Here is an 11,820-nt window from a genome sequence, read left to right as displayed (position 1 = left end):
CCCCCGTCAGTCGTAGATGATCACGCCGCGCACGTTCTTGCCGTCGTGCATGTCGCGGAACGCCTGGTTGATGTCGTCGAGCGTGTAGGTGCGGGTGATCAGCTCGTCGAGCTTCAGCTCGCCGCGCAGATAGAGGTCGGCGAGCAGCGGCACGTCGGTGCGGCTCGTGGTCGTGCCGTAGAGGGAGCCCTGCAGCCGCTTGCCGGACATCGCGAACGTGAACAGGTCGAACGGCACGTCGCGCTGCAGCACGGGGGCGGCGCCGGTGAGCACCATCGTGCCGCCGCGCCGCGTCATCTCCTGCGCGGGGTTCATGAGGTCGCCGGTGACCACGCCGACGGTGATGATCACGCGGTCGGCGCCCTGACCGTTGGTCAGACCCTCGACGATCTGCCCGGCCTCCTCGTAGTCCTTCGCCACGTGGGTGGCGCCGAACTCGACGGCCTTCTCCCGCTTGAACGGCGCGGGGTCGACGGCGACGACGTGGCGCGCGCCCTTGTGGCGCGCGCCCTGCAGCGCGTTCATCCCGACGCCGCCGGTGCCGACCACCACGACGGTGTCACCGAGCTCGATCTCGGCGGCGTACACAGACGAGCCCCAGCCCGTCGGCACCCCGCACCCGATGAGCGCGGCCTTGTCCAGCGGCATCTCCTCGGGGATCGGGATCACCGCGTCGAGCGGGGCGACGACGTAGGGCGCGAACGTCCCGAGGTAGGACATGCACCCCACGCCCTGCCCCTGCGCGTGGACCCGGTGCGTGCCGTCGGGCGCCACGCCGGCGAGCACGCCCGCGCCGAGCTCGCACATGTTCGACTTCCCCTGGACGCACATGCGGCAGCGGCCGCACGAGGGCAGGAACGACAGGACGACGTGATCGCCGGGCTTCACCGCCGTGACGCCCGGGCCGATCTCCTCGACGATCCCGGCGCCCTCGTGCCCGCCGAGCACCGGCGACCACGGCAGCGGGATGTCGCCGGTGTCGAGGTGGTCGTCGGAGTGGCAGACGCCCGACGCCGCCAGCTTGATCAGCGCCTCGTGGGCCTTCGGCGGGTCGAGCTCGATGTCCTCGACGCTCCAGCCCGACCGGGTGCCGGGCTCCCAGAGCAGGGCTCCCCGTGTCTTCACGATCGCCTCCCCATCACTTGATCGCCGCGCCGGCGTCGACGGGCAGCGTCGCGCCGGTGATGTAGCGGGCCTCGTCGGACAGCAGGAAGAGCACGGCGTTCGCGACGTCGACCGAGTCGATCCACGGGATCTCGAGGGCGTTCAACGAGGTGAATCCGGCGATCGCCTTGTCCTGCGTCGGCTCCGGGTCGCCCGGCGCGAACATCCCCCAGGTCCCCGGGTTCTGGATCATGTGCGTGTCGACGTTCGTCGGGTGCACCGTGTTGACGCGGACGCGGTAGGGCGCGAGCTCGTTGGCGAGGTTGCGCATCAGGCCGACGATCCCGTGCTTGGCCGAGACGTAGTGGCCCACCTGCTGGATGCCCTTGAAGCCGCCGATCGAGCTGGTGAACACCATCGCTCCGCCGCGGTCACCCTCGATGAGCTGCGGGATCGCGGCCTTGGCGGTGTGCCAGACGCCGGTGAGGTTGACGTCGATCATGTCCTGCCACGTCGCCTCGTCGAGCTCCCACGCGCGCCCGTAGCTCGCGATACCCGCGTTGGCGACGACGCCGTCGAGCCTGCCGAGCTCCGCGACGCCCGCGGCGACCGCCTCGTCCAGCGCCGCCTGGTCGCGGACGTCGGCCACCCGGGCGACCACCCGCCGGTCGAGCTTCTCGACCTCGACGACGGTCTGGTCGAGGTCCTCGCGCGTCGCCGGCGGGTACTTGCCGACGACGGTGTCGATCCCCGCGCAGAGGTCGACGGCGATGATGTCGGCGCCCTCCTGCGCGAGCCGGACCGCGTGCGCGCGACCCTGCCCGCGCGCGGCCCCGGTGACGAGGACGACCTTGCCCTCCATGCGTCCGGTCATGTGGTGCTCCTGTGTCAGACCGAGCGCCCGCGCTCGCCCCAGTACGGGGCACGCAGGTCGCGCTTGAGGATCTTGCCGGTGGGCGCCTTGGGCAGCTCGGGGACGAACTCCACCGAGCGCGGCTTCTGGTACGACGCGAGGTGCGCCCGGGCGGTCTCGACGATGTCGGACTCCGTCGCGCTCGTGCCCGGCTTGAGCACGACGAACGCCTTGACGCTCTCGCCCCACTCCTCGTCCGGGACGCCGATGACCGCGCACTCCAGGACCGCGGGGTGGTGGTTGACGGCCTCCTCGACCTGCACCGAGTAGATGTTCTCGCCGCCCGAGATGATCATGTCCTTGGCGCGGTCGACGATGAACACGTAGCGGTCAAGATCCCAGGTGGCGAGGTCGCCGGTCCACATCCAGCCGTCGCGCAGGGTGTCGGCGGTGAGGTCGGGGCGGTTCCAGTAGCCCGCCATGTTGGCCTCGGAGCGCACGACGATCTGACCGACCGTGGCCCCGTCCGTCGGCACCGGGCGGCCGTCCACGTCGACGACCCGCACCGACGTCACGAAGCCCTCGCGCCCGCACGACTGCAGCCGCTCGGGATGGACCCCGTTGACCGCGGCGTGGTGGTCCTCCTGGGAGAGGAAGCACATCGTCGTGCCCTCGGTCTGCCCGTAGCCCTGGATCAGCGTGCACGGGAAGGCCTGCAGCGCGTTCTTGACCACCGCCGACGGCATCGGCCCGCCGCCGTACTGGATGTTGCGCAGGCTCGCGATGTCGTAGCCCGAGAAGCCGGGCACGGCCATCATCCAGTTGAGCATCGTGGTGATGCCGAGGAACGCCGAGACGCGCTCCGCCTCGATGATCTCCAGCGACCGTTTCGCCTCGAAGTTCATGAGCACCAGCGGGCAGCCGTGGCGCATGTAGTTCATCGAGAGCACCACGGGGATGTGGTACATCTGCCCGGTCAGCATGTAGACGTCTGTCGGGACGATGCGCTCGGCGACGGTCTGGTTGAGCATCCCGAACGACGCGCTGCGGTGGGTGTGCAGGGCGCCCTTCGAGGCCCCGGTGGTGCCGCCGGTGTAGAGGATGAAGAACGGGTCGTCGTCACCGACGCCCGCCGAGTCGGTCGGCTCGTCGTCCGACGACGCGGCCAGCAGGTTCTCGTACGACCCGTCGCCGCCCGGCCCGTACGACAGCCAGTGCTCGACGTCCACGTGGGTCGCGAGCTCGCGCCCGACGTCGGCCCACTCCCCCGCGACGACGATCGCGCGGGGCGCCCCGTCGGCGACGATGCGGGAGAGCTCGCCCACCCCGAGACGCCAGTTCAGCGGCTGGACGACGAGCCCCGCGCGCCCGACCGCGTAGTAGATCTCCTGGAACTCGGTCGAGTTCTTGGCGAGCACGGCCACGCGGTCGCCGCGCTGCAGCGCCAGGCCGTCGGGCCGGGGTCCGCGCAGCCCGTTGGCCAGGCGGCGGACACGCTCGTCGAGCTCGGCCCAGGTGGTGCGGCGCTCGGTGGTGGTGTCGACGACGGCGTCGCCGCGCGGGGTCAGCGCCGCCCACTTCTCGGGGATGCGGCCGATGTTGACCATGGTCAGTAGGGGAGGTCGAGGTAGACGTAGCGGTCGGCGATGAACCAGGCACCGTCCCGGTGGACGAGCTGGTCGCGGTACCAGCCGCTGGACAGCACGCGGATCGCGCCGTTCTCGATCGAGAGCAGCGTCAGGTTCGTGACCGCGATGGCCTCGTCGTCGGTGTCCTTCTCGAACCAGAGGTTCGACAGGTTGTGCCGGCGCTGATCGGTCTGCGCGGCCATCGAGTCGGCGTGCAGCGCGCGGATCGCCGCCCGGCCCTCGAACGGGCCGACCAGGTCGCCGTCGCGGCCGATGCGCAGGCTCATCCGGGCGTCCTCGGTGAAGCAGGACGCGATGAGGTCCGGGTCGGCCTCGTCGTAGCCCCAGGAGGCCTTGCCGAGGAGGTTCTCGATGTGGGGGCGTGCGGTCATGGTCGTTCCTCCGCTGCGGGCGTGAACTGGAGGTGCAGGCTGCTCGGGGCACGGGTGAACACCCCGGCTTCGGGCGGCGGGGCGCCGTCGGCGAAGCGGATGTCGGTCATCGCGTCGAGGAGGTCGTTGACCCCGACCTCGATCTCGAAGAGCGACAGCAGGGCCCCGACGCAGAAGTGCCGGCCGAGGCAGAAGGCGAGGTGGTCGGCCGCGGCGGAGAACGCGCGCGACCCGTCGAGATCCGCGCGCAGGACGTCGAACACCTCGGGCCGGTCGAAGCGGCGGTCGTCGCGGTTGGCCGCGCCCATGAGGCAGGTGACCGTCCGGCCCGCCTCGACGATCCCGCCCGAGAGCTCCACGTCCTCCGACGGCTGCCGCATGATCATGTGCACCGGCGGCGACCAGCGCAGCGTCTCGGCGAAGGCGGCGGGGATCAGGGAGCGGTCGTGGCGCACCGCCTCGAGCTGCGCGGGGTGGGCGACGAGGTTGGCCATCAGGCTCGTGACGGCCTTGTCGGTGGTCTCGCCGCCCGCGGTCAGCAGCAGGCTGCAGAACGCCTTGATCTCCTCGTCGGACATCGACTCGCCGTCGATCTCGGCCGCGCAGAGCGTGGAGAGCAGGTCGTCGCCCGGGTTCGCCCGCCGCTCCCGGATCGCCGGGATCATGTACTGCTCGAACTCGTCCTTCGTCCGCAGGCCCTCCGCGGCCACGGCCTCGTCGCCGGCGAGGTTCCCGAGGAACCCCATGATCGACGTGTACCAGGCGTGGAAGCGGGCGTGGTCGGAGCGCGGGAGCCCGAGCATGTCGACGATGACGTTGATCGGGAACCGGGTCGCGAAGGCGTCGACGAGGTCGACCTGCCCGTCGGCGCGGAACGCGTCCACGAGCTCGCGCGAGTTGCGGCGGATCGTCGGCCCGAACTGCTCCTGCAGCGCCTTCCCGCGGAACGCCGGCGCCACCAGCGCGCGGTGCATGGAGTGCTCACGGCCCTCCATCTGCAGGATCGTGCGCCCGTGCACCGGCTCGAGCTGCCAGGCGTAGTTCTCGCTCGTGAACACGGGCTCCTTGAACGCCCGCTGCACGTCGTCGTAGCGGCTGATCACGTACGTCTGCATCGCGTCGTGCCACACGAGCGGGAACTCGTCGCGCAGGAGCCGGTACGCCGCGTACGGGTCCCGGGCGAACTCCGCCGAGAGGATGTCCGGCGGTTCGAGCTGTTCGAGTCGAGCCGTCATAGGTCCCCCGACCTGCGCAGACGTCGATGTCGCGCTATCTACCGATCGTTTGGTACGCGTCGAGAGACTAGCATCACACCCCTCCGGGTCAAGAGCGATCGGGGCGGCCGGAGGGCGGTCGAGGGTGCTCCGCGGCAGCCGAGATCACGGGCACCTCATGCACGCAGGTCGGCGGTCGAGGGTGCACAGCGCGCCCGTGATCAGCGTGAGCGTGCCGCCAGCTCGCGGCGACGAGCGTCGACGGCGGCCCGGGTCCGTCGGACGAACTCGGCGGGCCGGCGGAAGACGTCGTCCGAGGTGATCGGGAGGATCGACCAGCCACAGGACGCGAAGTCGGCGGTGCGGGACGCGTCGCGGAGCCACTGATCGCGATCGGTGCGGTGGTGGTCGCCCTGGTACTCGCCGCCGAGCTTGCAGTCCTCCCACGCGAAGTCCAGGCGACCGACGAAGACGCCCCACGCGTCGTAGACGGGGAGCTGCGGAGTCGGGGTCAGCCCGGCGCGGCGCATGAGGAGCCGGGCGAGGGTCTCCGGCCGTGACTCGGCCCGGGCGTCGGCGTCCGCCACGACGGCGGCGAACCTCCGGCCGCCGCGCGGGTTCTCCCGGGCGGCCGGGTAGGCGAGCAGCAGCCCGGGATCGAGCCGGTACCGGTGCGCGAGCGCATCGACGGCGACGACGGCCTCGTCGTGGTCGAGCGTGCACGCCAGGTCGAACATGGTGCGTAGCGGCGAGGTCACCGTGACGCCCTCGTACGGCGTGACCTCCTCGTCGGTGAGGACGTCCTGCCGGAGGCGCACGCCGGCGCGGGGACGCACACGGCGACGTCCGACGACGAGCTCGACGATCGCGTTCCGCGGTGCGCAGTCCGCCCCGAGGATGTCGGCGGCCGCGTGACCGCCGACGACGGAGCCGGGCACGGCGAGCGCCGCCGCCGTCGCACGTCCCCGGAGGTCGAGCACGGTGGCGGCGGCGACGTACGTGTCGTAGCCCAGGCGGTCGAAGGTGGGTCCGTCGAGCCGCCGCCGGGTGGTCGCCCCGGCGCGGACGGCCGCGCTGCCGCGGAAGGGTGTCGAGAGGTCCATACCGGGTTGGAGGGCTGCGACGACCCAGCGGTTCCCTGTGCACGGCCTGCATCTCTCGAGCGAAGATCACGGGCGCGTCATCGACCTCGCGGGCTCAACGAGCGGCGATGAGGTGCTCGTGATCACGGGAAGGGGGCCGCGATCACCCCCGCAGCGGCGCGACCACCTGCTCGGCGAAGCGCAGCACGGGCTCGGTCGAGGCCGGGTTGCCGAAGTCCATGACGAAGTGGTCGACGCCGGCCTCGACCTTCGCCGCGAGCTCCTCGACGAGCCGCTCGGACTCCGCGTCGCTCTCGGGCAGGGTGCGCTCGAGCGTCACGGACACCTCGATCGCGTCCGGGTCGCGGCCGGCGCCCTCCGCCGCGCGCCGCACGATGTCGTAGCGGCGGACGAAGTCGTCGGACTCCCCCTTGAACGGGCCGTTCCACATGTCCGCGAGCCGCCCGGCCAGGGGCAGCCCGATCTGCTCGCCGGCGGTGCCGACGCAGACGCGCGGCGGCGGATCCGTCAGCGGTGGGGCCGCGGCGCCCTCGATGCGGTAGTGCCGGCCCTCGAAGGACGGATCGATCTCGGTCCACATCCGGCGGCAGATCGTGATCGCCTCCTCGAGCTGCGCGAAGCGCACCGCGGGCCGGGGGAAGTCGTAGCCGTAGGCCTCGTACTCGGGCTCGCGCCAGCCGGCGCCGATGCCCAGCACGAAGCGCCCGCCGCTGAGGTACTGCAGGGTCGCCGCCATCTTCGCCAGCAGCGGCGGGTGGCGGTAGCCGACGCCGAGCACGTGGTGGCAGAGCTCGACGTTCTCGTGGCGCGCCGCGAGCCACGTCAGCGTCGTCCACGCCTCGAGGAACGGGTCGGACTTCTGGTCGAAGCCCCAGAAGTGGTCGGCGATCCACAGCGAGTCGAAGTGCGGCAGCGCTGTCGGGAGGATCGCGGTGTCCTGGTCCGCAGCGATGGGTCGGTGGTCGCTCCACCTGTTCCCGATCACCGGGGAGAGCCAGCCGAACTTGGGAGTGGTCGCCACCGGGGCATCATGCCGCTTGACCCCGACCCCGCGCCCTTGCCACGCTCTCGAACGGTCGTTTGGTAGACGGGAGGCCCCTCGTGGCGAAGTACGACGTCGTGGTCATCGGAGCCGGTGCGGCGGGGCTGACGGCGGCGTCGTTGCTCGCGGTCGAGGGCAGGAGCGTGTGCCTGCTCGAGCGCTCGCCGTACCTGGGCGGACGGGGCATGGCGGTGCCCGACGAGGGGTTCACCGTCAACGTCGGCGGCCACCTCATCGAGGACCCGGGCTCCGGCCTGACGAAGGTCTTCGAGCACGTCGGCAAGACGCTGCAGCACGGCGAGGTCTCCGCCGAGATGCCCGTCTGGGACCACGAGAACAACCGCTGGGGCTCGATCCGGGACCGCTACTCGGGCAGCAAGGGCGAGCTCAAGAAGGTCATCAAGGCGCTGCTGAACACCGAGTGGGACGAGCTCGACCGGTGGGACGACCGCCCGCTGCGCCAGTGGCTGCACCAGCACACCGACGACCAGGGCGTCGTCGACCTCTTCGAGTTCATCACCGTCCTCGAGTGCATGACCGACAACTGGTGGGACCACTCCGCCAGCGACAACCTCTTCGTCCGCAAGATGCACTTCGCCGAGCGGGGCACCGCGGCCTACTCCTGCTGGCCCGGACAGGGCTGGGACGGCATGTGGGCCGACCTCGCCGACGCCTTCACCGCGGCCGGCGGCGACCTGCGCCTCGGCACCCCCGTCGAGCGCGTCGTCATCGAGAACCGTCAGGTCAAGGGCGTCGCGATCGCCCGGCAGCCGCGGGTGCTGCCCAACGAGTTCTTCGAGGAGGAGATCCTCGAGGCCGACCACGTGATCTGCACGCTGCCCGTGTGGCACGTGCTGAACGTCGTCGACGAAGGCGACCTCCCCGACTGGTACGCCGCGCAGATCAAGTTCCTGGCCCAGGACCAGTTCCGCATCTCGTGGCTCGGGCTCTACCTGGCCACCGAGGAGCCTGTCCACCAGTACGACCCGCGCGAGCTCTCGACGTGGCTGCGCACGCCGAACACCGCGCTCAGCGGCTTCATGTTCAACCAGACCGCGATGGACCCCTCGTGCTCGCCGGAGGGCACGCAACTGCACGTCATGGGCGGCATCTTCCCGGGCGAGAAGGGCCGCGACCACGCCTGGCTGCGGCAGCAGATGGAGCAGTTCGAGGCCGACGTCACCGAGATGTGGCCGGGCTTCGCGAAGTCCGTCTGGCGCCGCAGGCACCTCGTCTTCGAGCCGAGCTTCGGCGTGATCCAGAAGCCCGGGCTCGTGGGCATGTACCGGCCGCACTGGCGCCCGCCGGGCACCGAGGGCCTGTGGTTCGCCGGCGAGACGTTCCGCAGCCGGGGTATCGGCACCGACCGCGCGGCGCGGGCCGCCGTCACCGTCGTCGAGGAGTACCTCGGCCGGCGCCTGTCGACCTTCGGTGACGGGTGGCGCTACTGATGACGCGGCTGGAACTGGGCGTCCCCGGACAGATCATGCCGCCGGCCGAGGCGGCGGTGAAGTTCGCGAAGCGCAGCGAGGACGAGGGCTTCGACGCGGTCTGGTGGCCCGACCACCTCATGGGGTGGCACCCCGACACCATGTGGACGCCGGACCTCACGCCACTCGCGGACCTCCAGCCCAACCCGCACGTCTACTTCGACCCCGCGGTGATGATGGGCGTGGTCGGGGCGGCGACCGAGCGGATCAAGGTCGGCGTGTGCGTCACCGACCTCATCCGCCGCCACCCCGCGATGGCCGCCCAGACCGCGCTGACGCTCGACCACGTCACGAAGGGCCGCGCGATCATCGGGCTCGGCAGCGGCGAGCAACTCAACGCGACGCCCTACGGGATGCCGTTCGACAGGCCCGTCGCCCGCCTCGACGAGGGCATCGACGTCATGCGCCTGCTCATGGACGCCGACGGCCCGGTCGACTTCGAGGGCCGGTTCCATCGTCTCGACAGGGCCGTCCTCGGCCTGCGCCCCTACGGCGAGACGGCCCCGGAGATCTGGACCGCCGCCCACGGCCCGCGGATGCTGCGCCTCACCGGGCGCAAGGCGGACGGGTGGTTGCCCACCAAGCTCTCGCCGGACGAGTACGGCAGCGCCCTCCGCACGATCCGCACCTCCGCCGACGAGGCCGGGCGCGACGCCGACGCGATCACCCCGGGGATGCTCGGCTACGTCCTCATGGGCCCCGACGCCGAGACCGTGCAGCGGCTCACCGAGGCCCCGCTCGTCCGTGCGCTGTGCGTGCTGCTGCCCGCGCAGGTGTTCCGCGATCTGGGGGTCGAGGGGCCCTATCCGGACGGCAGTGGCTTCCACGACTTCATCCCCACGGCCATCGACCGGGCCGAGTCCCTGCGGATCATCGACGCGATCCCGCCGGCGGTGGTGCGCCACTACGCGTTCTGCGGCACGCCCGACGAGGTCGCCGAGCAGGTCGAGGAGTACGTCGAGAAGGGCCTGCGCCACCTCGTCATGTGGAACATCACCGCGTTCGGCGACCCGAGCCTGGCGCGCTGGTCGTTCGGCGCGATGTCCGAGCTGCGCAAGAGGCTCGCCCCGTGACGCCACCGGCGGTCGAGCGCTACTTCGCCGCGGTCAACGACGAGGACTGGGCGACGATCCGCGACGTCTTCGCCCCCGACGCGGAGCTGGTCAGCGTCGGCGCCCCGACCCGGCACGGGCGCGAGGAGATCGCCGACCACTTCCCGAAGGTCCTCGCCGCGCTCCCGGTCCACCACGACGAGCCGACCCGGGTGGTCGTTGCCGGCACCGTGGTCCTCGTCGAGATCCACTTCAGCGGCCGGACCACGGCGGGCGATCCCGTGGAGTTCGACGCCGTGGACGTCTTCGACCTCACCGACGACGGGACACGGATCGCGCGCCTGTCCACCTGGTACGACACGGCGGCGGTGGGAAAGATGATCCGATGACCGTCCTGCGAGGCCTCGGCGTCACCCTGCCGGTCGACGAGGGCCTCACCGCCGGCCAGTACCTCGACCTCGCGCGCCTCGCCGAGGAGCACGGCTACTCCGACGTGCTCGTCGGCGAGGTGGCCGGGCCCGAGGTGTTCGCCATGCTCGGGATGATCGCCGCGTCCACGTCCCGCATCCGGCTCGGCAGCGGGATCGTCGGCGTCTACCCCCGCACCGCCGTGCTCACCGCCATGGGCTTCACGACGCTCGCCTCGCTCGCCCCCGGGAGGGTGCTCGCCGGGCTGGGCGCCTCGAGCCCGATCATCGTCGAGCAGTGGCACGGCCTGGGCTTCGACGCCCCTCGCGCCCGGATCGAGGAGTACGTCGCCACGATGCGCGCGATCTTCCGCGGCGAGCGCACCGACGTCGACGGCGAGCACGTGCGCTCGCACGGGTTCCGCGCGGGGCTGGCTCCCGTCGACGTCCCGATCGTGCTCGCCGCCATGAACCCGCGGATGCTGCGCCTCGCCGGCGCGATCGCCGACGTCGCCTTCCTGACCTGGACCCCGCCCGACGAGTACGGCCCGAAGATCGCCCTGGTCCGCGAGGGCGCGCGCGAGGCCGGCCGCGACCCCGACGAGGTCGGCATCGCCGCGTCGTTCTGGGCCTACGCCGGCGACCGTGTCGACGAGGCGCGCGAGCGGATGCGCCGCTTCGTGCTGCAGTACGCGATGGTGCCCACGCACCGACCCTCGTTCCGCGCGAGCCTGGCCGGTCTCGACCGCGCCGCCGACGCCTGGGCCGCCGGCGACCGGGAGGCGGCCCTGCGGGCCGTCGACGACGACGCCGTGGCCGCGATGTGCGCGCTCGGCACCGGCGACGACGTCGCCGCGCGCGTCGCCGCCCTGCGCGAGGCAGGCGTCGACCTGCCGATCGCCCTGACCCCCGGCGCCGTGCCCGGGGACGCCGAGGGCCCGGCGCAGACGATCGCCCGCGTGGCCGACGCCGCGGCGGTGCGGTCGTGATCCCCGGGACATCAGCGTCACCGGCCCTCCCGCCCGACGCCGGCGTGCTGCGGATGGACCACGTCGCCGTGGCCGTCGCCGACCCGCGCGAGGGCGCCGCCCTGTTCGGCGACACCCTCGGCGGGCGCTTCCTGTTCGGTGGCGACAACGACCACCAGGGCATCCGCGTCGCGCAGTTCGTCCTGCCCGGCGGGATGAAGATCGAGCTGATCTCCCCGCTGCGCGACGACGCCCCGGTCGCCCGGTTCCTCAAGAAGCGGGGCCCGGGCGTCCACCACATCACCCTGATCGTCGCCGACGTCGAGGTGGCCGTGGCCCGACTCGAGGGCCACGGCTACGAGGTCGTCGACGTGGACGTCCGCAACCCCGCCTGGCGCGAGGCCTTCGTGCGGCCCCGCTCGGGCTGCGGCACCCTGCTCCAGCTCGCCGACACCACGCTGCGGTGGGACGAGCCCGCCGAGGGCATCACGCTCGAGGACGTGCTCGCCGGCCGCGTCGTCTTCACCGACGACGAACGGGCGGTGCTGCGGGAGGGCCCGGGCTGAC

At 71.8% G+C, this 11,820-nt stretch carries 12 protein-coding genes; 5 read left to right on the top strand and 7 right to left on the bottom strand.

The features are described 5' to 3' along the window. Positions 1-6 precede the first annotated feature (6 nt). From PH189_RS23085 to PH189_RS23055, 7 genes are all read right to left on the bottom strand, one after another. Positions 7-1,125 carry an NDMA-dependent alcohol dehydrogenase gene (locus PH189_RS23085; RefSeq protein ID WP_274191183.1) on the bottom strand — a complete coding sequence of 373 codons (1,119 nt, stop codon included), beginning with the start codon at positions 1,123-1,125 and terminating at the stop codon, positions 7-9. A 13-nt stretch (positions 1,126-1,138) separates the two neighbouring features. Beyond that, a complete protein-coding gene (locus PH189_RS23080; RefSeq protein WP_274191182.1) occupies positions 1,139-1,978 on the bottom strand; it encodes a mycofactocin-coupled SDR family oxidoreductase in 840 nt (279 codons plus the stop codon). A gap of 14 nt (positions 1,979-1,992) precedes the next feature. Further along, a complete protein-coding gene (locus PH189_RS23075; protein ID WP_274191181.1) occupies positions 1,993-3,564 on the bottom strand; it encodes an AMP-binding protein in 1,572 nt (523 codons plus the stop codon). 2 nt (positions 3,565-3,566) lie between these two features. Beyond that, positions 3,567-3,977: a nuclear transport factor 2 family protein gene (locus tag PH189_RS23070; protein ID WP_274191180.1), complete on the bottom strand. Its 411-nt coding sequence runs from the start codon at positions 3,975-3,977 to the stop codon at positions 3,567-3,569. Then, entirely contained in the window at positions 3,974-5,212 is a 1,239-nt protein-coding gene (locus PH189_RS23065; RefSeq protein WP_274191179.1) for a cytochrome P450, read from the bottom strand. The genes PH189_RS23070 and PH189_RS23065 overlap by 4 nt, the downstream gene beginning before the upstream one ends. Before the next feature lie 200 nt (positions 5,213-5,412). Beyond that, entirely contained in the window at positions 5,413-6,294 is an 882-nt protein-coding gene (locus tag PH189_RS23060; RefSeq protein ID WP_274191178.1) for an endonuclease domain-containing protein, read from the bottom strand. A gap of 142 nt (positions 6,295-6,436) precedes the next feature. After that, positions 6,437-7,315 (bottom strand): LLM class flavin-dependent oxidoreductase, encoded by an 879-nt coding sequence (locus PH189_RS23055; protein WP_274191177.1) that lies wholly within the window; start codon positions 7,313-7,315, stop codon positions 6,437-6,439. Between the two features lie 80 nt (positions 7,316-7,395). On the opposite strand from PH189_RS23055, the gene PH189_RS23050 reads away from it, so the two are divergent. From PH189_RS23050 to PH189_RS23030, 5 genes are read left to right on the top strand one after another with little or no spacing between them, the layout of a single operon-like run. Then, positions 7,396-8,787 (top strand): phytoene desaturase family protein, encoded by a 1,392-nt coding sequence (locus PH189_RS23050; RefSeq protein WP_274191176.1) that lies wholly within the window; start codon positions 7,396-7,398, stop codon positions 8,785-8,787. Next, positions 8,787-9,899 carry an LLM class flavin-dependent oxidoreductase gene (locus tag PH189_RS23045; RefSeq protein ID WP_274191175.1) on the top strand — a complete coding sequence of 371 codons (1,113 nt, stop codon included), beginning with the start codon at positions 8,787-8,789 and terminating at the stop codon, positions 9,897-9,899. Before PH189_RS23050 ends, PH189_RS23045 begins: the two co-directional genes overlap by 1 nt. Beyond that, on the top strand, positions 9,896-10,267 hold the full coding sequence (locus tag PH189_RS23040) for a nuclear transport factor 2 family protein (RefSeq protein ID WP_274191174.1): 372 nt from the start codon (positions 9,896-9,898) through the stop codon (positions 10,265-10,267). The genes PH189_RS23045 and PH189_RS23040 overlap by 4 nt, the downstream gene beginning before the upstream one ends. Continuing rightward, positions 10,264-11,274, top strand: coding sequence for an LLM class flavin-dependent oxidoreductase (locus tag PH189_RS23035; RefSeq protein ID WP_274191173.1), 1,011 nt, complete (start codon positions 10,264-10,266; stop codon positions 11,272-11,274). The genes PH189_RS23040 and PH189_RS23035 overlap by 4 nt, the downstream gene beginning before the upstream one ends. After that, positions 11,271-11,819: a VOC family protein gene (locus PH189_RS23030; RefSeq protein ID WP_274191172.1), complete on the top strand. Its 549-nt coding sequence runs from the start codon at positions 11,271-11,273 to the stop codon at positions 11,817-11,819. The genes PH189_RS23035 and PH189_RS23030 overlap by 4 nt, the downstream gene beginning before the upstream one ends. Position 11,820: the final 1 nt, after the last annotated feature.

The sequence above is a fragment of the Actinomycetospora chibensis genome (assembly GCF_028737215.1).
Classification (GTDB): Bacteria; Actinomycetota; Actinomycetes; order Mycobacteriales; family Pseudonocardiaceae; genus Actinomycetospora; species Actinomycetospora chibensis.
This window is presented reverse-complemented; position numbering and strand designations above follow the sequence as displayed.

Bases quoted from the DNA above. Each gene is read 5' to 3' on its own strand.
- PH189_RS23080 (WP_274191182.1), bottom strand. From the start codon at position 1,978: ATGACCGGACGCATGGAGGGCAAGGTCGTCCTCGTCACCGGGGCCGCG.
- PH189_RS23075 (WP_274191181.1), bottom strand. From the start codon at position 3,564: ATGGTCAACATCGGCCGCATCCCCGAGAAGTGGGCGGCGCTGACCCCG.
- PH189_RS23070 (WP_274191180.1), bottom strand. From the start codon at position 3,977: ATGACCGCACGCCCCCACATCGAGAACCTCCTCGGCAAGGCCTCCTGG.
- PH189_RS23065 (WP_274191179.1), bottom strand. From the start codon at position 5,212: ATGACGGCTCGACTCGAACAGCTCGAACCGCCGGACATCCTCTCGGCG.
- PH189_RS23060 (WP_274191178.1), bottom strand. From the start codon at position 6,294: ATGGACCTCTCGACACCCTTCCGCGGCAGCGCGGCCGTCCGCGCCGGG.
- PH189_RS23045 (WP_274191175.1), top strand. From the start codon at position 8,787: ATGACGCGGCTGGAACTGGGCGTCCCCGGACAGATCATGCCGCCGGCC.
- PH189_RS23035 (WP_274191173.1), top strand. From the start codon at position 10,264: ATGACCGTCCTGCGAGGCCTCGGCGTCACCCTGCCGGTCGACGAGGGC.